The sequence below is a fragment of the Priestia sp. VA7 genome (genome assembly GCF_055710015.1).
The window spans coordinates 288,170-312,959 of sequence record NZ_JBVQPN010000002.1 but is presented as its reverse complement, the minus strand read 5'-3'; the positions used below and the strand labels follow the sequence as shown (position 1 = coordinate 312,959).

Here is a 24,790-nt window from a genome sequence, read left to right as displayed (position 1 = left end):
AATCTCGTCTCCTAGTGTGGCAAGTTTTTTTGTAGACGCTCATGACTCTTTCTCCAGAGAATTATTGAAAAATAATTCTGTATATTGAAAGCGTATACAATTTACTTAATCTAAATTATATGAATGAATACCTTTTTCCTCAATGGTAAATATAAAAGGCAAAAACCTTACATTTTTGCCTTTTTCTAAATTGATTTTGTTATTATGGTTTCTATTAACTTTTTCGTTCATGAAAAAAAGCGAATGTACTGTCGTTGTTGAAACAGAACACAATCGCTTATTTAAAAAAATCCAATGTATACTATTTTTTTGCTACATAAGTAACACTTTCTTGCTTATTTGGGACGTTCTAAGGAAAATAATTGCCCCAATTTACTATAGTTAGAACCCGCAAGCCGGCTGACTGGCTTCACACGTTCTGCAGAAACGCGATCGTTTTCTATCACTTTTTCACTAATATGAAACATCACAACTTCACCGATAAACAAATCTGAGCTGTATGCCTCATCCGTTCCTAATGGAACAATTTGGTGAAGCTTACATTCCATTCGAATGCTTGCTTCTTGAATTCCGGGAACCTGCACTTTTTTGCTGGGTGCTAGTGTTAACCCTGTTTCTTCGACTTCACTCACGGAAGAAGGATAAGAAGATGCCGCTTGATTCACTTGTTCCACTAAGCTTTCGTCTACAAGATGAACTACAAATTCTTTAGATGCACTAATATTTTTGGCCGTATCTTTCGTCATTTGACCTTCACTTCTCGAAACCGAAACGGCAATCAGCGGAGGCTCTGCCGCAACTACATTAAAAAAACTGAACGGCGCGGCATTCACTACACCGTCATCATTTTGACTTGTAATAAACGCAATTGGCCGAGGAATGACGACACCTGTTAGCAAATGATAATTGTCTTTTGCACTTTGTACCGCTGGATCCACTACTTTCATTTTACCCACTCCTTTTCTTCCATTTACTTTATTGTATGGTAACGAAAAGAGCATAGATTAGCTAGCAACTTGCTCACCAATACAATGAAAAGATCCGAACGATTACTCGTTCGGATCTTTCTTCAACTAAACTGCTTTTGTCTCAGCCTATTTCGTTAATTTAACACCGTAATTTTCACTGTACGACGTCCAAATGCTTTTGCAGCTGACTCGGAAGGTACTAATACGTCAATTCGATATCCTTTAATCGCACCGCCCGTATCACCTGCTGTTGCCACTCCGTATCCTTCTACGTATACTTTTGAACCTAATGGAATAACGGATGGATCTACCGCAATAATTTTATGAGTGCCTGAACTTACATTTTGTCCAGTGGCTGTTACACCGCTGCAGCCTGCACAATTAGCTGTATAAGCTGTTGCTTCTACATACATTTCTTTTCCAGAATGCTTTTGTGTGCTTTCTTCTTTTTTCGTTTCTTTTGCTTCTGAAGAAACGGCTGCTTTCTTCTCTGTAGCTGCAGCTGTTTTTACTTCTTGTTTTGGCTCTGTTTTTACTTCTTTTTTAGCTGTTGCTAGTTCAGCTTGACGCTTTGCTTCTGCATCAGCCTCAGCCTTTTCAGTCGCCTGCTGTTTTGCCACTTGCTCAGCTTGCTTTTGAGCTGCTTCTTTTTCTTTTGCAATCTTATCTTGAATGCCTGTTAGTTCAGACTGAAGATTTGCTTTTTCTGAAGAAGCTGCATCAATTTCATTTACGACCGTGCTGTATTTTTCTTGCATAGTTGTTAACGTTGCTGTTTGTTTCGCAACGTTTTTATCTAATTCAGCTTGTTTAGCTGCTAGGCTACCTTTTGCTGCTTCTAATACTTTTTCTTGCTTATCAATTTCTTTTTTATCTTTTTCAATTTGATCTAAGTCATTTTGATGCTGCTTTAAAATATCATTATCTGCTGACAATAACGTTGTGACAGCACCCATACGCGCGACAAAATCTCCAAAGTTATCAGCATTCATTAATGTATCAATAACAACGCTTGTTTTATCGTCTTGCTGTAAAGCAACTAATCGATTTTCAATAATATCTTTACGACTTAACACTTTTTCCTGAAGCAAAACGATTTCTTTTTTCTTTTTCTCAATCATTTTGTTCGCTTCTGAAATCTGCTTTTCAGTCGATGCTAACTCTTTTTTATTGCTAGAGATTACTGTATGTAATGAATTTAATTGTGATTGAATGTTTTGAACATCTGAATTGATAGACTGTTTCTCTTTCTCTTTTTGTTGAACAGCCTTTTCTGTTTCTTTAATTTTATTTTCAGTACTCTGGAGCGCTTCTTCATTCGATTGGGCGTGAGTCTCTGTGATGCCGGTCATGAAGAAAATTCCTGTGACTGCTGCAAGAGTCATACGCTTAAAAATTTTCATAAAGTAATAGTCCCCTTTCCTCATAGACATAGTTATACCATAAAAAACTATCTGTTTATGTTACAATACAGTTAAAAGTTTCCCATAATCTGTATAACCAAGAATCTCTTTCTGGGAATTCATCACCAAAATCCCTTTATAGAGAGGTTTACTGTTTATTAAAAAAGATATATTTTTGTCATAAACAGGGCATATTTGCTCTTTAAAAATAGAAATAAACGCTTATTATTACAGGTATATTACAAATTTTTCACAGAAAATTATGTGTTTCACCGTCTTTTCTCGGTGTTTTTTACTTTTTATTACATAAATTCCACCTACATAATTCCTACACTATTTATAAAGTTATGACTTTTTCACTTCTTTTTTACACTTTATATACATAAAAAGACGCCCATAAATCAAATGAGCGTCTTTTTTCTGCACACGTATAAAACCATTATTTGTCAGAGGTTACTAGTTTTAAAGGCACTGGAATTTGCTTATCTACCTTTTTGCCTTGAAGAACATTTTTAGCAGACTTTACGGCAAGTTTACCGATTAAAACAGGTTGCTGAGCTACAGTTGCTCCTAGCTTCCCTTCTTTTACCGCTTTAATTGCATCGTCGTTTCCATCAAACCCTACTACTAGCACATCTTTTCCTGAGCTGTTAATCGCTTGAATAGCTCCTAATGCCATTTCATCATTATGAGCAAATACGGCTTTGATACCAGGATTTCCTTGAAGAACATTCTCCATAACGTTTAAGCCTTTTGTACGGTCAAAATCAGCCGACTGTTTAGCCGTAATATCTAGCTTTTGATCCGCAATGTTGTGGAACCCTTTTCCTCGTTCACGAGTTGCTGAAGCTCCCGGCACGCCTTCAAGTTCTGCTACTTGAGCTTTTTCCCCTACCTTTTTCACAATGTAATCAGCAGCCATTTGACCACCTTTTACATTATCTGAAGCTACTAGGGTTTCTACTTTTCCTTTTTCTGCTGAACGATCTAGTGTAATAACTGGAATACCTACATTATTAGCCGATTGTACAGCTGTTGAAATAGCAGCTGAATCCGTTGGGTTAATAAGCAGAATGTTAACACCTTGCTGCATTAAATCTTCCACATCGTTAATTTGTTTTGCTGAATCATTTTGAGCATCTACTACAACTACTTCCATGCCCAGTTTTTTTGCTTCTTTTTGTACCCCTTCTTTTAGCGAAACAAAAAACGGATTGTTTAATGTAGAAACGGATAAACCAATTTTAATATCTTTTAAATTTTTACTTTCAGATGGTTTCGCCCACTCAGGAGGCTGAAGTGAACAAGCCCCTAACAGTAATAATGAAAATGATAATAGCACGAGCCAAATTTTCTTCATGTTTTTCCCTCCTAAGCTGACTTTTTGCGATCAATTAATACCGCGATTAAAATAACAATTCCTTTTACGACCATTTGGTAAAAGGACGAAACGCCGAGTAAGTTTAAGCCGTTGTTTAACGTTCCGATAATCAGCGCACCAATTAACGTTCCAACAATGCGTCCACGTCCTCCAGAAAGGCTTGTTCCACCCAGTACTACTGCAGCGATAGCATCTAACTCGTAAGACGTACCTGCCGTTGGCTGAGCAGAGTTCAAACGAGAAGTCAAAATCGCTCCTGATAGCGCTGCCAATAATCCTGCTAGTGAGTAGATCATAACCTTAACTTTTGGTACTTTAATTCCTGAAATAAATGCTGCTTTTTCATTTCCCCCGATTGCATATGTTCTACGGCCAAACGGCGTTTTATGCAAAATCACCCATAGGACAGCAAATGCTAGTACCATCGTAATTGCCGGAACAGGAATACCGAGAAAATAGCCGCGGCCAAATAACTGGAAGTAATAGTTTTCGCCTAAGCCCGTAATCGGATTTCCATCTGTATAAACAAGCGTTAACCCTCTAAAAATTGTCATCGTCGCTAGCGTTGCAATAAACGGCGCCATTTTTCCTTTTGTAATAAGCAAGCCGTTAATCATACCCATTACAGCTCCTAACACACATCCTATTAAAATAGCTAAAATAGGATCTACACCTGACACAATCATACCTGCCATTAACGCACTTGATAAAGCAAGTATAGAGCCAACCGATAAATCAATTCCGCCTGTTAAAATGACAAACGTCATACCGAATGCAATTAAGGCATTAATGGCTACTTGACGCAGCAAGTTTAAAATATTTAAAGGTTCTAAAAAGCTTGGATTTAAAATCGATACAATGACAATAAGAATAAATAGACCTAGTAACGGACCTAGCTTTTGCATCACGTTATCAACGCGATTTTCTTTGATCGCTGTGTTTGCTTTCATTTTACTGACCTCCTGTTGCAAATGTCATAATTTTTTCTTGAGTTGCTTCTTCACTTGTCAGTTCACCTGTCATTTTTCCTTCATGCACAACCAAAATGCGATCGCTCATGCCGAGTACCTCTGGAAGCTCTGAAGACACCATGATAATAGCCACGCCTCTGTCTGTCAGTTCATTCATAAGCTGATAAATTTCACGCTTTGCCCCGACGTCAACTCCTCGAGTTGGTTCATCTAAAATCAGCACTTTTGGTCCAATGCCAATCCACTTGGCGATAACTACTTTTTGCTGATTTCCTCCCGATAAGTTACCCGCACTCGTCTCAGACGACTCGGTTTTGATCGTTAAACGTTTAATAAGTAAATCTACAAATTGCTGCTCGCTTTTTTGTTCAATAAAGCCTTTTGGCGAAAAGCTGAATAGACTTGGAAGCGCAATATTTTCTCGAATAGAAAAATCCAGGACGAGCCCTTCTGTTTTACGATCTTCTGTAATGAACCCGAGACCTAATTTAATGGCTTGGTCGGGCTTTGTGATACTGACCCGTTTGCCATTTAATATAATTTCGCCTTTTTCTAACGGATCAAGCCCGAAGATAGCGCGCATAATTTCGGTTCTGCCAGCTCCCATTAGCCCCGCAACACCGACAATTTCTCCTGATCGCACTGAAAAATGAACGTCTTGAAATACACCTTTTCTCTCCAAGCCTTTTGCTTCAAATACAACGTCTCCCTTAGGAGATGTCCTAGCAGGAAATCGATCCGTTAGCTCTCTTCCTACCATTTTGCGAACAACATCATCGAAGCTGGTTTCTGGAATCGGCTTTTTGTCTACCGTCTGTCCGTCACGCATGACCGTAATGGAATCACAAATAGCGAAAATCTCTTCCATACGATGTGAAATATAGACAATCGATACACCTTGTTTTCGCAGCGCATTAATTACGTCAAATAACTTTTGAATTTCTCTTTCAGTAAGCGCTGCGGTTGGCTCATCCATGATAATGACTTTTGCATTCGTCATCAGCGCTTTGGCTATCTCAATCATTTGCTGCTGTCCGACAGAACAAAGTCCCGCTTCTTGGTCAAGAGGAATGGTCACAGCTAATTTTTCAAACTGCTTCTTTGCTAACGCTTTCATTTCTTTTGTTTTTAAAAAACCTAAAGGCGTTTTTAATTCTTTGCCAATAAATAAGTTCTCAAGCACCGTCATTTCAGGCCAAACGTTCAGCTCTTGATGAATAAAGGTAACTCCGTTTTGTTCTGCTTCTTTTGGGTTTTGAAAATACGTCTCTTTGCCATCAATCAGAATCTGCCCTTCATCTTTTTTGTGAAGGCCGGTTAAAATATTCATCAGCGTAGATTTCCCCGCTCCATTTTCCCCCATTAGTGCGTGAACTTCACCTTCATGTAATTCAAAATCCACGCCCCTTAGTACACGGTTTGCTCCAAAGGCTTTATGAATCCCTCTCATTGCAATATGCATGCTGTTCACCTCTTTTAAAAAATAACTCCCGCTTGTAAAATGCAGTTTGCATAAGGAGTTGCTTCTCCTGTACGAATCACAACTTTCGCTTTGCTTGTCAGCATTTTTAATTGTTCATGCGATACTTCTTCTACTAAGATGTTTTGCTTCTCCATCAACTCGTAAGCCTTTTGATTTCTTTCTTTCATTTCAGAAGCAATCACTATTTTTTCTGTAGCCATATCTTCTAACACAGCTACTACTACATCTTCAAAGCTAGGCACCCCTAGCTTTAAAGATAAATCAATTTTAGGCACGTCACTCGGAACAGGTAACCCTGCATCTGCAATGACAATAGTGTCTGTATGACCTAGATCTGTTAGTATTTTTGTAATATGACTGTTAATCATTCCGTGACGTTTCATTTACAGACTCTCCTCCACTTCTTTTCGAGTCGGCATACCGCCTTGCGCACCAAATTTAGTGACGGATAGCGAAGCTGCGCGATTAGCAAACTGAATTCCTTTTTCAAAACCCATTCCTTCGGCAAGTGCCACAGCAAGCGCTGCGTTAAATGTATCTCCTGCTCCTGTTGTATCAATCGTTTCTACTTGATAAGAAGGAACCAATACTTCTTTCTCGCCGTTAAAATAGCGCACACCTTGTTTTCCTTCTGTAATAAACAATTTATTTGGATATTGTTTTAATACTTCTTCTTTTTCTTTTCCTTCAAATAAAAGCTCTGCTTCATGTTCATTTGGAGTGATGTAAGAAACTTGTTCAATCACTTCTGCTTTTAATGGTCTTGCAGGCGCTGGATTTAACAAAAGCGGTACTTTAAGTTCCTGACAAAGCTGAGCAACATATTCAACCGTTTCTTCTGGAATCTCTTGCTGAATAAGTACGATATCCGCGTCTTTAATTTTTTCTTTTGCTTTTTCTACGTAGTCTGGAGTAATATAATCGTTTGCTCCTTTGACAACTACAATGCTGTTATCTCCTTCAGCGAGTATAATGTGAGCTGTTCCGCTATCTAAATCTGTAACCGGTTTCACATTTTTCACGGATACACCGTTTGATTTGAAATTCTCCAGAATTGCTTTTCCGTAATGATCTTCGCCCACACACCCAATCATACTCACATCAGCTCCAAGACGGGCTGCTGCAACAGCTTGGTTCGCTCCTTTTCCTCCAGGAACAGTTTTGAATGATTCTCCTAACACTGTTTCTCCAGCTCCAGGACGAATATTTGATGTTACTACTAAATCCATTGATGAACTTCCAATCACAGTTACTTTAGCCATGTTCCTCAACCTTTCGTGTCGTATTTCGTTCAATAAACGTAACGGGTAGTTGTACTTGCTTTTGAATTAAAGGTTCTTTCTTAATACATTTCATTAACAGACCTGCTGCTTGCTTGCCCATTTCATAAGCAGGCTGACGAATTGTAGACAGCGCTGGAAACGAAAAGCGGCTTTGCGGAATATCATCAAAACCAATTACTTGTAGATCATCGGGCACGCTTTTTTCTAATCGAAACGCCTCGTGTAAAACGGCTGTGGCTACAATGTCATTACTTGCAATAATCCCGTCCGTTTCAGGGTACTTTTGAAAGATTTCCTTTGCCCATTTCTGTGCATCGTCAAACGCTAGAGAATTTGTATTTAATACGTAAAAGTCTGCATCAGACTGACTCAAAACAGACAGAGAGCCTTGAAAGCGTTCCTGAGCAGGCTTTACATTTACTGGGCCTTTGATAAGTGTAATTCTTTTACTTCCTCTTTTGATTATTTCTTCTGCAGCAAGTTTTCCACCCTCAAAACCATCAGCATAAACGGATGGATACTGATCAGAACTTCTATCTAAAAACACGACGGGAAATGTAAGACCTTCATATAGTTTCTGAGCTAGACTTGTTGTTGCCGTGATCATCCCTACTACATGGTTTTGCGTAAACGTTTGGAGATAGGTTAATTCTTTCTCTAACTGCTCATCACTATTGCCAAGAATTAAACGAAATCCATGGCTATGTACTTCATCTTCTATTCCTCGTGCAAGCTGAGGGAAAAAAGGGTTTGTAATGTCTGGAAGCAAGAGACCAATCAAACGCGATTCACGTGTATAAAGCGAACGGGCTACCTCGTTAGGGCTGTAGTTTAATTTTTGAATTGTATTCATTACTCGCACACGCGTGTCTTCTTTTACATATCCTGTACTGTTTAAAACGCGCGAAACGGTCGCAACGGACACGCCTGCTTCTTTTGCTACATCACGAATTGTTACCACTTTATTTCCCTCCCTTCATATATGTAACCGTTTACACAAATGATAACATGGAAAAGTGAAGTTGACAATCTTTTTATTAAAAAAATCACTTCATTAAGAAGTGATTTTTCTTTCATTAGATATTAGCGTCTAGTTTCTTAAATAATTTCAAAAATTGCTCTTGATCTTTCGGTTCATAGCAAGAAAAGAAATGAGCAATCATCTTTTGCACAATTTCATTTGCTTCTTCAATCACTTGTTCACCTTTAGCTGTTAACTCAATGTTTACTTTGCGGCGATCCTCTTTAGAGTGATAGCGTGAAACTAACTCTAAGTCTATTAAACGATTAATAACAGGAGTAATCGCACTAGGCTTGACGCGCATCTCTTCTGCCAGCTTGGTTACCCCAATGTGACTGCACTTACCGATAATTAATAAGATATGATATTGAAAAGGTGTAATCCCTTGTGAAAGTAACCTTTCTTTTATCTCTGTCATTACCTTTTTGTTAAGGGATATCGAAATTCTCTGGACCTCTTCAATAAATGTGAGCTGTTCCATGTTTTGACGTCCCCTTTCTTATAATCAGGGAGTCGATGTTAACATGTCAGCCCCCTGCTGCACTCCAAGCGAAACCTAGCCTGGGGAGAGCGGCTGGTTTCGCGGAATGCTTATAACCTATTTTCTATCTATTTTATTCCGTACTATTATAATAGAAGAAACTCATTCACTATCGTTTTTCTTAAACGATCTTAAAGCCTTACGAAAAGCGTCATCATTCATAACGTCACGTTCTTCTTTTGTAAAAACCGTGTCGTCTTTTTCGCCTTCTCTAAACTTTTGCAGCACTTGACGATACATATCATCGTTCATGACATCTTTTTCTTTCTTATGTCTAGATGTTCTCGTTTCCGTCTTGGCCTGCGGCTCTTTTGGTGCTTCTTTTGGTGCTGCAGGTTTTTTTTCTGCCACTTTTTTCTCTTCTACTTTTGGCTCTTTAGGAGCATTTGAAGCAGCCGCTTCTTTTTTAGGTGGAACTGTACGCTGGCGCTTAGAAGATGATGCTTTAGCATTCATTGTAATAATTAGTACAACCAGAATCACAGCTACAACGATCAGTAAAATACCTAACATACTGTCACCTACTGTCCTTGTGTCATTCGTTTAGTCACTTGAACAACACGTTCTCCTAACGCTTTACCTAGCGCTTGGTCGTTCTCTGTTAATAATTCGTCACCTTCGATTGGACAAGTAATTCCCACACCGTAATAAGTACCGTACAGCGCATTTTCTGGAATGTTACCTGGTAAGCCAGCGATAACCATTCCTTGATGAAGCATCGGTGTAATTAAATTTAAAAGCGTTGCTTCTAAGCCACCGTGCGTTGTAGCTGTTGTACAGAACACCGCACCTACTTTATCAATTAATTTACCTTCTGCCCATAAATAACCTAATTTATCAATCCACGTTTTTAACCCTGAACTGATTGTTCCAAAATGCCCTGGGCAGCCCCAAATAATAGCATCCATTTCAGGCAGTTCACGTACATCTGCTTCTTCTACATGCTTTACATATACAGTTGCTTCTCCAGACAGCTCGGCGCCAGAAGCAATCGCTTTTGCTAATGCCTCTGTATGTCCGCCTTCACTATCATATACGATACAAATTTTCATCCTTTATCCCTCCGTTGCTTATGAGTTCATATCTTTTGGTGCCGGTAACATACGAATATCGTCTGTTGTTTCTTTTTCTGTCTCTTCTACTTCTACTACTGCATCTTTACGAACATCACGTAGGAAGAAACTTAAAATCAATCCAATAATGGCAATAATAACTGTCCAATAAAACGCGTCGTTAATTCCTTGTACAGTTGCTTGCGCTTGAACTTTTCCAGCTAATGTTGTTAAAGCTTGTTTTTGCGCCTCTGTTTGAGAAAGGTGAAGCGTTTGAGCAATCTTTTGCACAAATGCCTGGAAGTTATTCATAAAGAATGGATCGGATGTAGTCATGGAACTGCTCATTTCATTCACATGATATGTTGTGCGATTTGTAAAGATTGTAGTCATTAAACTGATACCGATTGAACCACTCACCTGACGAAGCGTGTTCGCCATTGATGTACCATGGCTGCTTAATTTTGCCGGCAGCTGATTTAAACCAGCCGTCATAATTGGCATCATCAATAATGACATACCGAATGCACGGATCATATAAATAATAACAATATGACTAAACGGTGTTTCAAGCGTTAATTTTGTAAATTCAAATGTTGTCACCACTGTAATCAACATCCCGACAATCCCTAGTGGACGCGGTCCTAATTTATCAAACAGCGTACCAGAAATTGGTGACATAACTAACATAACAAGTGCACCAGGCAAGATTAATAAACCTGAATCAAATGCTGAATAGCCACGAATGTTTTGCAAGTAAATTGGCAATAAGAACATACCAGCATACATGCTGATTGTAATGGCAATACTAATGATATTAGATAATGAGAAAATACTGTATTTAAATACTCTCACATCAAGTAATGGACTCTTAAGTCGAAGCTGCTGCACGACAAAGATGATTAATAAGACAATACCGCCAATCATCGTTGACAATACAACTGAATCCGTCCAACCATCGTTTCCAGCTTCACTGAAGCCGTATAGAAGTAAAGCCATACCTGCAAGAGATGTAAACACAGAAATTAGATCTACTTTTACATTTTGAGGTGGTTTAATATCTTTTAATTTAAAAGCTGCAATAATAAGTACGAGTGCACCTAGTGGCACCATTCCCGTAAATAAAATGTGCCAGTCATAGTTTTGAATAACCCATCCTGAAAGCGTCGGTCCAATTGCCGGAGCGAACATCATGGCTAAACCAAAGATACCCATTCCTTTTCCGCGCATATGAGGAGGGAAAATAAATACGATAATGGTCATAACTAGAGGTGCTAGCACTCCGCCTCCGACTGCTTGAACCAGACGTCCGATTAGCATAATCGAGAAAGTAGGCGCAATCCCGCAGATAAGTGCACCTATTGTAAAGCAGGCCATTGCAAATAAGAATAAGCGACGAACTCCAAAACGTTCAATTAAATAGGCTGATAATGGAATAAGTGCACCATTGACAAGCATATATCCTGTAAGCAACCACTGTGCGGTATTAGCCGTAACGCCAAATTCTGTAATCAGATGCGGAATCGCAACATTTAGCAGCGTTTGGTTTAAAATTGCTAAGAACAATCCAAGCATAAGTACGACTAGCAGCGGGATATGCTTTTTAACTGAGCTTTCCTCTGGTTGTATCGTGTTTGCTGACATCAGTTCCTTCCTCCTTTCTTCTCTTCTTAATCATGTACGTTCTTAGTTTTTAGAGATTTTAACTTCTGCGTTCATACCTGGTAGTACGTTTTCAGAGTAGTTAGAAATAGAGATTTTAACAGGAACTGTTTGTGATACTTTCGTATAGTTGCCGTCTGAATTAGAACTTGGCATTAATGAGAAAATTGAGTTTGTTGCATAACCGATTTCTTCTACTTTTCCATCGATTGTTGTTTTAGTATCTCCGTCAACTGTTACATCAACGTCATCGCCAGCTTCAATATCTTTTAATTTGTCTTCTTTAATGTTTGCAATGATGAATAAGTTATTCATATCTACTTCGCTAGCAATTTGTTGACCAGCTTGAACCATTTGATTTTCTTTTACCTGTGTTTTGATGATTTTACCGTCTTCTGGTACTGTAACTGTTTTTTCTCCATCTTCTGATTGGATTTTAGCTACCTCATCATCTTTTGAAACATCTTTACCTTCTTCAACGTTCCAGCTTGCTACTTTACCTGCCGCTGGCGCTACTACTGTATAAAGGTCGCCGGACACTTTTGCATTGTCTGTGGATACATAATTAGATTTTTGAATATAATAGTATCCCCCACCAATAATTAAAGCTAATACTACAATAATTCCGATAAAGTTCATTAAAATTAAACGCCCTCTTGACATTTATTTTACCTCCTTAATATTTCATTCAGTTAAGTATTACGCTAGATAACTTTATCACAAAGATATTTAGTTGTAAATAACTTTGATTTTAATTTATTTTTAAAACTAAACATTTATGTTTCATAAAGTTTTCCCGACTGAATACTTTACTACATCTTTAACTGAAATACAACTTAAAAGTTTTGGTTTCTTTACAAGTACTTTACTTTACTTTAAAGTTAGAGATATAAGCATAGGGTTATCCACAAAAACAGCTTCTTTTTTTCGGAACAAACTCCCTATATACATAAACCACAATAGGTAACTAGCAGCACTTGTTTAACACCTATAATGATAAAGAAAAGGTGATTATAATGGATCAGCAGTTAATAGATAAACTAGAAAAACTTGACCAAGTTAAAACCTCATTATTTGAACTCAAGCGAAAGCTCTTGGAAGATAAAATCAGTGAGCAGCCCTATAATTTGACCATTACGAAATTTTTAATTCTAAAATTCATTGGAGTCAGCTCTAAACGTATGGTAGCTGAAATTTCTTCAAATCTAAAGCTAACCTCCGGAGCTACTACCATTTTATTAAATCAATTAGAAGATGATGCACTCATTAAGCGCGTACGTGACCAAAAAGACCGCCGAATTGTATGGATATCCTTAACAGAGGCTGGCGAAACATTAGTGAACTATGTAATTGAGCAGCGAAATTTATTTTGGCAAGACATGCTTTTTGCTCTAACTCCTGAAGAACAGGATGAGTACCTCCGCATGCTTGAAAAAATGGAAAAACGAATTAGACAAACTGTAGATCGTTAATGCTAAAAAGCGTGTGTTCATTTATTTATGGACACACGCTTTTTATAACCCGCTACTATTGACGAGTTTAGGAAGCTTTTTGTTTGCTGTCTTTAAAATTCAGGATTATTTTTCAAAAATCCTTTCCAAGCCTGTGCTGTAGCTTTCTCAATTTCTTCTTTGGAAGCATGAAGCCTCTTAGCGCTGTCTCCATAGCCAATTTCGATTTTACCTTTTTTCAATTCTTCAAATATCGAATCAGCAAAGTCATCAAGCGGTGCTCCAAATGTATGAAGTCCCGGTCCTCCTAAATCCGTGTTCACCGCTGGAGGAAGAATTTCTATCACTTCGGTATTTGTTTCTTCTAATTGATGTCTTAGACTAATCGTAAACGACCTCAACGCCGCTTTTGTTGCGCTGTAGATTGGTACCCATGCTCCAGGTGTTAAAGACAGCCCGGACGTTACATTAATAACCGCAGCACGTTCTTGCTGAACAAAATGAGGAACCAATAACGACGTTAAATGAATAGGAGCACTTACATTACTCATTAGTTCTTTTTCGTAATACTGCCACTCTTCGTGCATGTGTAAAAGATTTACGCGCTGCTGAATGCCTGCATTATTCACAATAACATTTAATTTCGAGAACCTTTCAGTCGCCCATTTTACTAGCTCTACTCTGCTTTCTTCCATTGATACGTCGCACACTTTTGTATGTAATGAAGGGAATCTTTCTTTTGCTTCTTGCAGCTTTGACTCCCTTCTTCCACAAATAATGACTTCATTTCCTTCATTTAAAAACCGTTCTGCAAGCGCCAACCCAATTCCGGACGCTCCGCCCGTAATTAAAATAGTGTTTCCTGACATCTTCATTACTTTTCCTCCTCGTTCGACTATCACATTTATTTGTTGATAAACAAAGCGCTACTGCATGAATGACAATAGCGCTTTGTTTATTATTTATCTTACAAGACGTTTTAGTCTTGCTTTAAAATTAAAAGTCAAAGTTATCTGGATCTGGACCTACGCGATGATTTTGATTTAATGCGTTAATTTTTTCAACTTCTTCTGCATTTAATTCAAAATCAAATACGTCTGCATTTTGGATAATACGATGTTCTTTTGTTGACTTAGGAATAGTTACTACTTCGTTTTGCAAGTCCCAACGTAAGATAACTTGAGCAGTTGATTTTCCGTGCTTTTCAGCAATTTGAGTTAACACTTCGTTATCAAGCAGCTCACCTTGTGCAAGCGGTGACCATGCTTCCACTTGGATTCCTTGTTTTTTGCAGTATTCACGCACTTCTGTTTGTGTTAAAAGTGGATGAAATTCGATTTGGTTTACCATCGGCTTGACTTCTGCATCTGCAATCAAGTCTTCTAAATGATGTACTTGGAAATTCGATACGCCGATTGCACGAATTTTCCCGTCTTTATAAAGCTTTTCAAGTGCTTTCCACGTATCATTATACTTACCTTCAACTGGCCAGTGAATTAAGTATAAATCTAAATATTCAAGACCTAGCTTGTTTAAGCTTGTTTCAAACGCTTGAATAGTTGTGTCATATCCTTGATCTGCATTCCACACTTTTGATGTAACAAACAGTTCTTCGCGAGAAACACCTGATTCTTTGATCGCTTGTCCCACGCCTTCTTCATTTTCATAAATTTTAGCCGTATCAATGCTTTTATATCCAGCTTTGATTGCATATTTAACTGAATCTACAACTTCTTGACCATCTTCTACTTTATAAACACCTAAACCTAACCAGGGCATTTTAACGCCGTTTGCTAAGGTCGTAGTTGACTGTAAGTTTTCCATGTTGCTGTTCATCCCCTTTTTTACTATTGAATTATTCGTAAAGAGTAATTGCTTGTGAAATTTGTTCTGCGCACTGTTTAACAAGTGCAGCATGTTCTTCGTCTTTCTCTTGTGAAATACGAAAGGATGGACCTGATAAAGCAATAGCCGCCATTATTTTTCCTTTTCTGAAAATAGGAGCTGCAATACAGCGAACGCCCGGCTCCCGTTCTTCATCATCGACAGCATATCCTCTTTCCTTACTTAAAGCCAAATCAGCTTCAAGCTCGTCCAGCTCGGTGATCGTTCGATCTGTATAAGCTTCAAGCGAAAGTTCATGAAGGATAGATTTTTGTACGCTGTCCTCTTGATAAGCAAGAATACACTTTCCAATAGCATTTGCATGAAGCGGCTTTTTATTTCCTACTTCGGAATGCGTACGAGTGCTATATTGCCCGTTGACCACCTGAGTTGTAACCATTTGTTTATGATGGAGAATTCCCGCGTAAATGGTCTCTTTGGTCTCTTCACTCAGCTTCTGCATAGCAGGAACAGAGAGCCAATTCATTTCATAGTTCGTATGCATCGTATTTTGCACGAGTGCCAGCACCAGTTGTGGTGAAACCGTATAGCGGTTAGACGGGTTTCTTACAATAAATCCGTTTTGTTCAAGCGTGCTCACAAGACGATACATCGTACTCTTATTAAAACCGAGCGCTTCCATCATTTCTGGAATAGTCATATTCGGACGGTTTAAAAGCAAAGAGAAGATATCTAATCCTTTTTTTAAAGTTCCAACCTCGGACATGCCCTTCTTCCTCCTTTTATCCGAACCACAATTTTATTATAAAGCAAAGCTCTTTATCGTATCAAATAAGGAAACTTAACTAAGGTTTTTCCCTATAAGAGAGAATATATGACGTAATTGTTCTTCTTAATCTATTCCACTGTTTTTTCTATTTAAACATAAAAAAAGCCTTAACAATAGAATTTTTTTACAGTTTTTTAAATTAGTTTTGCTTTTCACTCGTTAACTTCTTCAAATCGCTTCAGCTGCTCCAGCTGATTTTCCTTTTTCATAATTTCTTTCTGACGCTCACCTAGTAAATCGAAATGAGGATAGCCGGATCGATTATCAATATACTTAGCGGGAATACCATACTTTTTTCCCCACTTAATCAGCTTATTTAAGTCACTGCAACCTACTTTTGTTACAGTAGTTGCATGTGGAAAACGCTCATCAAGCCAATAATGAGTTAAAAATGCGATCTCTCCTCGCTTAACAGCTGCTTTCCATGCGTTTAGTTCCGGGCGTTTAATTCCAAATGCCATTATTTCACCTTTTCTCTTTTATATAAGTAGTCACATGATTTGTTTGCTATAAAGAAAAAATATCATTCATATAGAAATCTTTCATAATATCTTGTCTATTTATAACCATCTCTAAATAATAGCGTACTTTCTCAACCTGTTTCCTATCTAAGCATTATTGTGGGCATATGATTTTATCATTATCTTCTTTTCTTTTTCAAAAGATCAAACAAAAAAATAATGTCTAAATAATAAAGAAAAGCCTTATATGTAAAAGAAACTAAGGATTAATTTCAATATTTCTTTTTCGAATGATTCTTCCTTTGTATTGAATGTTGTTCTTTTTTTATTATGGCAGTATGCATTTAGTGTGAACCTTCAGTATATTAAAAAACTTATACGGTTACCATTCTCACAAAAAAGACAGAATTTACTTTTTATTCCGAAAATAATATAATTCAAGTGATATGAAGCTTTTCGCTTCATCTATTTATTATCAAAGGGGGAATTCCGCTTGGCGATGAATGAAAATTCTTTAAAGAAGGTAAACAATGCTTCTTCCTCTCCTGATTACACAGAAATTGCACAGTCTGCTTCATTTCAAAAGCTTTTGAAACAAAAACGCAATTTTATTTTACCGCTCTCTCTGTTTTTTCTTGCTTTTTATTTTACCTTGCCTATTTTAACGGCTTACACAACCGTCTTAAACAAACCAGCGTTTGCTTCTATGACCTGGGCGTGGGTATTTGCTTTTGCACAGTTTGTGATGACCTGGACCCTATGCATTTTATACACAAAAAGAGCCTCGAAATTTGATGAACTTGTTGACACGATTAAAAAAGAAGCTGCAAATTAAATAGGGGGTTAAATGAATGAACGTACTAGCTTTTTCACTTTTTTTAGCCATTGTAGGTCTTACGCTAATCATTACGTATGCGGCATCCAAGCGGACAAAAACGACCAGTGACTTTTATACAGCAGATGGAAGTTTAACCGGCTGGCAAAACGGTATGGCGATTGCCGGAGATTATATGTCTGCTGCATCATTTTTAGGTATTGCTGGAATGGTAGCGCTTTCTGGATTTGACGGTTTTTTTTACAGCATCGGCTTTTTAGTTGCCTACCTGGTTGTGTTATACATTGTAGCTGAACCACTTCGCAACTTAGGAAAGTACACAATGGCAGATATGATAGCAGCTCGTTTTAACGAAAAGAAAGTGCGAGGAGTTGCTGCGTTAAACACGATCACCATTTCCATTTTTTATATGATTGCGCAGCTTGTTGGAGCAGGAGCATTAATTCATTTATTACTCGGTCTAGATTACGTGTACTCTGTCTTGATTGTCGGCGTCTTGATGACGGTTTACGTTGTATTTGGAGGAATGACAGCGACTAGCTGGGTGCAGATTGTCAAAGCCTTGCTTCTGATGATTGGTACGTTCATTATTTCCATTATCGTATTTTCAAAATTTGATTTTAGCTTAGCTAAAATGTTTTCCGAGATGAAAACTGCAACTCCTCTTGGTGACGGCTTTTTAAATCCAGGAAATAAATTCAAAAATCCGCTGGACATGATTTCGTTGAATTTAGCTCTTGTTCTTGGTACAGCAGGCCTGCCTCATATCCTTATTCGTTTCTTCACAGTAAAAGATGCCATCACCGCAAGAAAGTCTGTTATTTATGCAACGTGGATCATTGGCGTTTTTTACATTATGACAATCTTTTTAGGATTCGGTGCTGCTGCTTTTGTAGGATATGATGATATTATCAAAGCAAATGCAGCAGGAAATATGGCGGCTCCTCTGCTCGCTCAAGTTCTTGGCGGAGACTTTCTTTTTGCGTTCGTTTCAGCTGTAGCATTTGCTACAATTTTAGCTGTTGTAGCTGGACTGGTGCTCTCAGCAGCTTCAGCATTCGCGCACGACTTCTATAGTCATATTCTGCGTAAAGGAGCTGCTACTGAAAAAGAACAGGTAGTGGCTGCACGATGGGCTTCTATTGGGGTATCCATTTTATCTATTATTCTTGCATTATTTGCTCAAAACATGAACGTGGCATTTTTAGTGGCACTTGCGTTTGCGGTAGCAGCGAGCGCTAACTTGCCAATTATTCTTCTCACTATTTTTTGGAAACGTTTTAATACAGCAGGAGCAGTCACTGGCATGCTGGTTGGACTATTCAGCTCCCTGTTTTTAGTTGCCATTAGTCCAAACGTGTGGGCACCTGAGCCGGGAGCTGCTATCTTTGTAGGTGAACCGCTCATTACGCTAACAAACCCTGGTATTATCTCTATTCCTCTAGGCTTCTTAGCTGCTTTTATAGGAACACTTCTTTCGTCTAAAAAAGCAGACGAAAAGAAATTTGATGAGATTTTAGTAAAAGCAAATACAGGTATGGGAATCGAAGAGCCCGTCAAACATTAATGCCAAAAAGCCTTGAAGCACTTTGCTTCAAGGCTTTTTACGAGAATAAATCTTCTTGTAAACCAATAGCGGAAATTTGTTCATTTCTAAACTTTACAGCTAACATATGCTCTTCTTCCCACGTACATTCAAAAAACAAACCAAGTTCTCTTGTATCATGAGGTGCTTCAGGAACAAAGATTTGAATACACTCAACTAAAAACCCGATGTCTTTTCGCTTTTTTACATTCGGAACTAATAAGTCTACCACGTCTTTTTCAACTTGAGTTCTGTATTCATCTCGCACCTGTTGATAATAATCAAAAAGAGCTTTTTCCGTCCTCTTTAACAATAATTCACCTTGAAGCCAAAATGCTTGAAAAGCCTCTTCTTGCCGTTTTTGAAATGGCTTCTCTTTATCTCCATCAATTGTCAGCAACACCTGTTGTTTTTGTCCAAAGAAAGTGACCTGTTTTTCTCCAACCCAGGCCGAGTCATATAACAAAGATCCAAAAAGCGGATGATGTACTCGTAATGTTTGATTCATTGCATACCTGACCCTCTCAAAAAGTGGATTTCTGCTTGCATTGGCGTATAATAAATGGTGCTTGAAACAAACTTCTAAACTTATTCTATGTTACCATATTTTTTACAGAAAGGAGTGCCACAATGTGTGAATACAATTAAATCTTTGTACCCTTACTTAAAACCTTACAAATGGCTCGCGCTGTTTGCCCCGCTATTGATGGTAATTGAAGTGTTAGCTGACCTTCTTCAGCCTACTATTATGCAGCATATCATTGATTATGGCATTGCAAACAACGATCAAACATATGTTATCACTCGAAGCATCCTTATGCTTGTGTTAGCAGTCATTGGCTTAGCTGCCGGTATCGTCTGCGCCATCCTTAGCACAAAAGCGGCAGTAAATTTTTCTACCGATATTCGGAAATCGCTTTTTGAAAAAATTGAAAACCTCTCAAACAGCAACAGAGACAAACTAGGGACTGGTCACTTAATTACCGTCATGACAAATGATGTAACAAGTATTCAAAACGCATTGAATATGACGCTAAAAGTATTAGTTAGAGGTCCTTTACTTTTTGCAGGAAGTATTGTGATCGTGTTATTAACCGCTCGTTCTTTGTTTCCTATTATCGTCGTGGTCGTCCCTATTTTATTTTTATGCATTTGGTTTGTGATCACGAAAGCTGGAAAACTTTTTAAAAAAGTTCAGCAAAGCGTTGATCGTGTAAATACAAAAGTCCAAGAAAATTTATCAGGGATGCGTGTAGTAAAAGCGTATGTAAGAGAATCGTATGAAATCAATCAGTTTAAAGAAGCAAACAGTTCCTTGACGCGAGCTAATATGAGTGCTGTTCAGCTTATTTCGCTTTTAATGCCCGTTATTTTATTTGTAGTAAATATCGGAATGGTAGCTACTCTATGGCTGGGAGGACTTCAAGTCGAAGCAGGAAAAATTGAAGCAGGTGTGATTTTAGCTTTTATTAATTACTTAACGATTATTTTAAACGGACTTATGTCAAGCAGCATGGTGCTGATGCAAATTACACGCGCATTCCCTTCAGCTGAACGAATCGATTCTGTTTTAAAAACAAAAATAGACATCCCTCCAGCAAACTCTCCTGCTCAAATCAACAGACTTAAAGGTGATCTATCGTTTCAAAACGTTACATACAGCTATAGTAAAAATGGCGAAAACGTATTAAAAGATATTTCGTTCACTGCTAGACACGGAGAAACCATTGGCATTATCGGCTCTACTGGAAGCGGGAAGTCGACGCTTGCAAAACTTATTTCCCGCTTATATGATCCTGATGACGGCGAAATCTTCGTAGATGGAAAAAACCTTACGGACTATGACGTAAAAGTGCTTCGCTCATCCATTGGGTTTATTCCTCAAAAAGCTACGCTGTTTACCGGCACGATTGATATGAATATTCGAATGGGAAAAGATCAGGCTTCTTCCTCAGAAATTGAAGATGCTGCGGATTTTGCATGCGCAACGGAGTTTATTGAAAAACTTCCAGAAAGATATGAGTATCCTTTAACGCGAGGAGCAACCAATTTATCAGGAGGGCAAAAGCAACGTCTTTCAATCGCGCGTGCATTTGTTAGAAAGCCCGCTATCCTGGTCATCGATGATGCAACTTCGGCATTAGACGCTGTCTCAGAAGCGCAGGTACTAAAACATTTAAAAGAAGAGTTTGCAGATGCGACCGTTATCATTATTGCTTCTAAAATTTCGTCTCTTCTCCACGCTGATCATATTATCGTCATGGATGAAGGCAAAATTGCTGAACAAGGGACTCATGAAGAATTGCTTCGTTATCGCTCTCTTTATTACGACATTTACCTTGCACAAGGCGGAAAAGAGGCGTTGCCTAGTGAATAACCAAGGTAAAAATCAAATGAGCTCTATTCGTGGCCCTAGAGGAATGATGAAAGGCCCTGTAGTTAAGCCAAAAAATGCGAAAAAAACACTGTACAGAATCTGGTCATATATGGGGAAACGAAAACCTCCGCTTGCGGCTGCGATAATCTTAGTTATTGTGACTTCCCTACTTAATTTATTAGGCCCTTATTTAATTGGGGTTATTATTGATGAGCATATTATTCCCAAAGATATCAGCGGAACGATACGAATGTCCCTTATTCTTGCAGGAATTTATATTACGACATCTTTGTTAACATGGCTGCAAACCTATTTAATGGTGAACGTTTCGTTTACGACTATTGGAATGCTTCGACAAGATTTATTTGCAAAGCTTCAGACTCTCTCCCTTCGCTTTTTTGACAAACGAGCTCACGGAGAGTTAATGAGCAGAGTCACAAATGATATTGATAATCTAAACAGCGCTCTAAGTCAAAGCGTTATTCAGGCTCTGTCCTCTATTTTGTCTTTAGTCGGCATTACCATTGCGATGTTCTCGCTCAACTGGATTCTTGCCATTATCACGCTGATTGTTATTCCCTTGATGGTTATAATCGTTCGACAAATATTAAAACGAAGCAGTGAAAATTTTGTCAAACGCCAAAAAGACTTAGGCGAGCTAAACGGCTTTGTAGAAGAAGCAATCTCTGGAGGAGAAGTTGTTACGCTTTTTAGTAAGGAAAAAGACTTTTTAACTGTTTTTAATGAACGAAATGAACAGCTGAGAAGTTCAGCAACAAAAGCGGAAACATTTTCAGGCTTTTTAGGTCCTGTCACAAACTTTATTAACAACTTAGGCTTAGCACTAGTGATCGGAGCAGGAGCATTTATGGCTGTTCAAGGTAGCGTTACAGTTGGGATGATTGCTTCATTTGTTAACTACTCACGTCAGTTCTCTCGTCCAATCAGTCAAATGGCAAACTTAGTAAACACCATTCTTTCGGCTATTGCCGGCGCAGAGCGCGTGTTTGCGATTATGGATGAGCAGCCGGACGTCACAAACAAGCCAAACGCTCTTTCTGTTACAAAATTTGCAGGAGACGTTGCTTTTGAGAATGTATCATTTGGCTATAACGATGAAAAAATGATTTTAAAAAATGTTACACTGACAGCAAAAAAAGGTGAAATGGTTGCTTTGGTCGGTCCGACAGGTTCTGGTAAAACAACCATCATTAACTTGCTCACACGATTTTATGACATCTCAAACGGAGACATTAAAATTGACGGACGTTCCATCAGTGACTATAACATTCATGATTTACGAAACCGAATCGGCATTGTTCTTCAAGATACCTATTTATTTTCCGGTACGATTGCGGATAACATTCGATTTGGCCGGTTAGATGCCAGCGACGAAGAAGTGAAAAGCGCCGCAAAGATGGCCAATGCTCATTCGTTTATCAAACATTTGCCCCAGCAATACAATACCGTGATTTCAGCTGGCGGAGGAAATTTAAGTGAAGGTCAAAAGCAGCTTTTATCGATTGCTCGAGCCATGCTTTCTGACTGTGATATTTTAATTTTAGACGAAGCTACTTCCAACATTGATACAAAAACAGAAATTGATATTCAACGAGGAATGAGTAATCTATTAAAAGGAAAAACAAGCTTTGTCATTGCCCACCGCCTTAAAACGATTGAAAATGCAGATCAAATCCTTGTCTTAAAAGACGGACAAATTATTGAAGAAGGAAATCATCGCGAGCTGCTAGAGAAACAAGGGTTTTATCACAAGCTCTATACGCAGCAGTTTACGATTTAAAAGCGGCTAAAATAAAAAGTATGTTAGTTTAAGGAAGGTCCGAACGAGTACTCGTTCGGACCTTTTCATTGTGTTGGTAAACGTAGGGTTCATCCAGTTAGTTGCTTCTAGCTGTTGATTGGAGGGCAAGGCGAAGACTCCTGCGGGAACAGCGGAAGGGATGAGACCCCGCAGGAGCGCAAGCAACGAGGAGGCTCAGCGGCCGCCCGCGGAAAGCGAAGCCTTGCATGGAAATCAACAGCGGTGTAATAAATGGTCGATACGAGCTCCTTTATTTCATTTGTTTGTCTTTAGATTGAATTGATGTAGTTATGTCTCAATCTCTTTTTCGTTCTATCATTTATCTATTACAGCTACAATTTTACCTTTTACTCGACGAGTCGCCAGTTCATCTAATGCTGCTGGCACTTCTTCTAGTGAAATGACTTTTTCCACGAGTGCATTTAGCGTATTTTCTTGTAAAAGCAAAAGCATTCTATTTCCCATCTCAGCAAGTTTTTGCTGTTCTTTTACGTTATTAGACTGATGTACACTTCCTAATGCAACTTGATGAAACGATAGTGGGTGCGCAAACGAAATCGCCTCGTTTACATTAGGCGGTCCTGCGATGAATGCAATTTGACCATTAAAAGCAAGAGCCTTTACCGACTCGTCTGCATTGTCTCGTCCAACGGTATCCAAGACTAAATTTACACCGATTCCATCGGTAAGCTCCAGCACTTTTTTCACAAAGTCTTCTTTACGGTAGTCGATTACATAATCAGCACCTAAACTTTTTACAAACTCATAATTGGCAGAAGATGCGGTTGTGAGCACTGTAAGGCCTGCATTTTTGGCAAGCTGAATGGCAAACCCTCCAACCCCTCCAGCACCTGCGTGAATTAAAATCGTTTGCCCTTTTGAAGCGTTCATTTTATGAAACAATGCCTGATATGCTGTATATCCCGCACATGGAATAGCCGCAGCGTCTTCGAATGAAACCCCTTGCGGAATAAGAGAAACTGTGTGGGCTGTTGTCACTCCGTATTGTGCAAACCCGCCTTTTTTTGATAAATCGCTATGATATACAACGCGGTCTCCGACTTTGACAGTTGTGACTTCTTCTCCCACTTCCTCGACAACGCCCGCTGAATCAAGTCCTAATACGTGAGGATATGTCCAACTAGGATTACCGCCGTTTCCAGTTTTATAATCTACAGGGTTCAAAGCAGTAGCTTTAATTTTAACTAAAATTTCACCTTTAGCTGGATGCGGCTTTTGGATATTTCCGACTTTCATCTCACTTACTTTCCCTTTGCCTTCTAGCAGTAAAGCTTTCATCAAGATCTCCCCTTTTACATTTCTTCCTTCAATTAAAAGTTCTTTTTCAGTATAATAAATACATGTTGTTTACAAAAGACGGCACTTTCATGTAACCAGGTACCTTACCGGTAACCTAGGTCTATGGATATTAAATTATTATATCCATATTTCATATCTGTTTATGAATGGAGGATTAACGGTGAAAGCACCCCACTATAATGTACCTGTTGAAGCAACGCTTGAAGTAATCGGCGGGAAATGGAAAGTCGTTATTTTATGCCTATTAAAAGAAGGTGAAAAACGTTTTAGTGAACTTCAGCGAGCTATGCCTGCTATTACCAAAAAAATGCTGTCTCAACAGCTAAAAGAATTAGAAAAAGACGGTGTGGTCAATAGAAAAGTATACAATGAAGTTCCTCCTAAAGTAGAGTACTCACTCAGTGAAGAAGGCGAAACCTTACGAGAAATTTTAAATATGATGTGCGCATGGGGAGATAGAAGAATGGGAAACACCCCAAATTGCAGCTAAGTTCTCCTAG

26 protein-coding genes are annotated in these 24,790 nt (G+C 38.5%); 7 read left to right on the top strand and 19 right to left on the bottom strand.

Annotated elements, in window-relative coordinates:
• Nucleotides 1-335: 335 nt before the first annotated feature.
• The 13 genes from AC0C45_RS08155 to AC0C45_RS08095 form a co-directional block, all read right to left on the bottom strand.
• Entirely contained in the window at nt 336-947 is a 612-nt protein-coding gene (locus tag AC0C45_RS08155; protein ID WP_034654047.1) for a flavin reductase family protein, read from the bottom strand.
• A 155-nt stretch (nt 948-1,102) separates the two neighbouring features.
• Nucleotides 1,103-2,371 carry a 3D domain-containing protein gene (locus AC0C45_RS08150; RefSeq protein WP_095380068.1) on the bottom strand — a complete coding sequence of 423 codons (1,269 nt, stop codon included), beginning with the start codon at nt 2,369-2,371 and terminating at the stop codon, nt 1,103-1,105.
• 439 nt (nt 2,372-2,810) lie between these two features.
• Nucleotides 2,811-3,731, bottom strand: a complete 921-nt coding sequence (rbsB, locus tag AC0C45_RS08145; protein ID WP_047932653.1) for a ribose ABC transporter substrate-binding protein RbsB — start codon at nt 3,729-3,731, stop codon at nt 2,811-2,813.
• An 11-nt stretch (nt 3,732-3,742) separates the two neighbouring features.
• Entirely contained in the window at nt 3,743-4,702 is a 960-nt protein-coding gene (gene rbsC / locus AC0C45_RS08140; protein WP_025749709.1) for a ribose ABC transporter permease RbsC, read from the bottom strand.
• A 1-nt stretch (nt 4,703) separates the two neighbouring features.
• On the bottom strand, nt 4,704-6,185 hold the full coding sequence (locus AC0C45_RS08135; RefSeq protein ID WP_047932651.1) for a sugar ABC transporter ATP-binding protein: 1,482 nt from the start codon (nt 6,183-6,185) through the stop codon (nt 4,704-4,706).
• Nucleotides 6,186-6,199: 14 nt separating this feature from the next.
• The gene (gene rbsD / locus AC0C45_RS08130; protein ID WP_013055631.1) at nt 6,200-6,589 is read right to left on the bottom strand and encodes a D-ribose pyranase; all 390 of its coding nucleotides are present in this window, start codon (nt 6,587-6,589) and stop codon (nt 6,200-6,202) included.
• Complete coding sequence (gene rbsK, locus AC0C45_RS08125) at nt 6,590-7,468, bottom strand: ribokinase (RefSeq protein WP_047932650.1); 879 nt, start codon at nt 7,466-7,468, stop codon at nt 6,590-6,592.
• Nucleotides 7,461-8,450 (bottom strand): LacI family DNA-binding transcriptional regulator, encoded by a 990-nt coding sequence (locus AC0C45_RS08120; RefSeq protein WP_013081939.1) that lies wholly within the window; start codon nt 8,448-8,450, stop codon nt 7,461-7,463. Before AC0C45_RS08120 ends, rbsK begins: the two co-directional genes overlap by 8 nt.
• A gap of 115 nt (nt 8,451-8,565) precedes the next feature.
• Nucleotides 8,566-8,991, bottom strand: coding sequence for a MarR family winged helix-turn-helix transcriptional regulator (locus AC0C45_RS08115; RefSeq protein ID WP_013055628.1), 426 nt, complete (start codon nt 8,989-8,991; stop codon nt 8,566-8,568).
• Nucleotides 8,992-9,153: 162 nt separating this feature from the next.
• Complete coding sequence (locus AC0C45_RS08110; protein ID WP_034654067.1) at nt 9,154-9,564, bottom strand: hypothetical protein; 411 nt, start codon at nt 9,562-9,564, stop codon at nt 9,154-9,156.
• 8 nt (nt 9,565-9,572) lie between these two features.
• Nucleotides 9,573-10,103: an NAD(P)H-dependent oxidoreductase gene (locus AC0C45_RS08105; protein WP_014461382.1), complete on the bottom strand. Its 531-nt coding sequence runs from the start codon at nt 10,101-10,103 to the stop codon at nt 9,573-9,575.
• Between the two features lie 18 nt (nt 10,104-10,121).
• Entirely contained in the window at nt 10,122-11,747 is a 1,626-nt protein-coding gene (locus tag AC0C45_RS08100; protein ID WP_013081936.1) for a DHA2 family efflux MFS transporter permease subunit, read from the bottom strand.
• 42 nt (nt 11,748-11,789) lie between these two features.
• Entirely contained in the window at nt 11,790-12,428 is a 639-nt protein-coding gene (locus tag AC0C45_RS08095; RefSeq protein WP_013055624.1) for a biotin/lipoyl-containing protein, read from the bottom strand.
• Nucleotides 12,429-12,781: 353 nt separating this feature from the next.
• Between AC0C45_RS08095 and AC0C45_RS08090 the strand changes: the two genes are divergently transcribed.
• Nucleotides 12,782-13,237 carry a MarR family winged helix-turn-helix transcriptional regulator gene (locus tag AC0C45_RS08090; protein WP_016763199.1) on the top strand — a complete coding sequence of 152 codons (456 nt, stop codon included), beginning with the start codon at nt 12,782-12,784 and terminating at the stop codon, nt 13,235-13,237.
• Nucleotides 13,238-13,329: 92 nt separating this feature from the next.
• Here the strand turns inward: AC0C45_RS08090 and AC0C45_RS08085 are convergent, their stop codons facing one another.
• From AC0C45_RS08085 to AC0C45_RS08070, 4 genes are all read right to left on the bottom strand, one after another.
• Nucleotides 13,330-14,091: an SDR family oxidoreductase gene (locus AC0C45_RS08085; RefSeq protein ID WP_237893553.1), complete on the bottom strand. Its 762-nt coding sequence runs from the start codon at nt 14,089-14,091 to the stop codon at nt 13,330-13,332.
• 121 nt (nt 14,092-14,212) lie between these two features.
• Nucleotides 14,213-15,040 (bottom strand): aldo/keto reductase, encoded by an 828-nt coding sequence (locus tag AC0C45_RS08080; protein ID WP_034654075.1) that lies wholly within the window; start codon nt 15,038-15,040, stop codon nt 14,213-14,215.
• Nucleotides 15,041-15,071: 31 nt separating this feature from the next.
• A complete protein-coding gene (locus AC0C45_RS08075) occupies nt 15,072-15,827 on the bottom strand; it encodes an IclR family transcriptional regulator (RefSeq protein WP_013081930.1) in 756 nt (251 codons plus the stop codon).
• A gap of 215 nt (nt 15,828-16,042) precedes the next feature.
• Nucleotides 16,043-16,351 carry a hypothetical protein gene (locus tag AC0C45_RS08070; protein WP_013055618.1) on the bottom strand — a complete coding sequence of 103 codons (309 nt, stop codon included), beginning with the start codon at nt 16,349-16,351 and terminating at the stop codon, nt 16,043-16,045.
• A gap of 499 nt (nt 16,352-16,850) precedes the next feature.
• On the opposite strand from AC0C45_RS08070, the gene AC0C45_RS08065 reads away from it, so the two are divergent.
• A complete protein-coding gene (locus AC0C45_RS08065) occupies nt 16,851-17,186 on the top strand; it encodes a DUF485 domain-containing protein (RefSeq protein WP_034655296.1) in 336 nt (111 codons plus the stop codon).
• Between the two features lie 16 nt (nt 17,187-17,202).
• Entirely contained in the window at nt 17,203-18,753 is a 1,551-nt protein-coding gene (locus AC0C45_RS08060; protein WP_013081928.1) for a solute symporter family protein, read from the top strand.
• 37 nt (nt 18,754-18,790) lie between these two features.
• Here AC0C45_RS08060 and AC0C45_RS08055 read toward each other — a convergent pair whose 3' ends face one another.
• Nucleotides 18,791-19,279, bottom strand: a complete 489-nt coding sequence (locus AC0C45_RS08055) for a DUF6985 domain-containing protein (RefSeq protein WP_237893552.1) — start codon at nt 19,277-19,279, stop codon at nt 18,791-18,793.
• A gap of 126 nt (nt 19,280-19,405) precedes the next feature.
• Here AC0C45_RS08055 and AC0C45_RS08050 point away from each other — a divergent pair, with 126 nt between their 5' ends.
• The 3 genes from AC0C45_RS08050 (at nt 19,406) to AC0C45_RS08040 (ending at nt 23,198) form a co-directional block, all read left to right on the top strand.
• Nucleotides 19,406-21,148, top strand: a complete 1,743-nt coding sequence (locus tag AC0C45_RS08050; protein ID WP_269138151.1) for an ABC transporter ATP-binding protein — start codon at nt 19,406-19,408, stop codon at nt 21,146-21,148.
• A gap of 16 nt (nt 21,149-21,164) precedes the next feature.
• On the top strand, nt 21,165-22,949 hold the full coding sequence (locus tag AC0C45_RS08045) for an ABC transporter ATP-binding protein (protein WP_034655299.1): 1,785 nt from the start codon (nt 21,165-21,167) through the stop codon (nt 22,947-22,949).
• 114 nt (nt 22,950-23,063) lie between these two features.
• On the top strand, nt 23,064-23,198 hold the full coding sequence (locus AC0C45_RS08040; RefSeq protein WP_256656504.1) for a hypothetical protein: 135 nt from the start codon (nt 23,064-23,066) through the stop codon (nt 23,196-23,198).
• Between the two features lie 87 nt (nt 23,199-23,285).
• Here AC0C45_RS08040 and AC0C45_RS08035 read toward each other — a convergent pair whose 3' ends face one another.
• On the bottom strand, nt 23,286-24,269 hold the full coding sequence (locus AC0C45_RS08035) for a zinc-binding dehydrogenase (RefSeq protein ID WP_047932340.1): 984 nt from the start codon (nt 24,267-24,269) through the stop codon (nt 23,286-23,288).
• A gap of 163 nt (nt 24,270-24,432) precedes the next feature.
• On the opposite strand from AC0C45_RS08035, the gene AC0C45_RS08030 reads away from it, so the two are divergent.
• Entirely contained in the window at nt 24,433-24,780 is a 348-nt protein-coding gene (locus AC0C45_RS08030; RefSeq protein WP_034668472.1) for a winged helix-turn-helix transcriptional regulator, read from the top strand.
• The last annotated feature ends 10 nt before the right edge of the window (nt 24,781-24,790 follow it).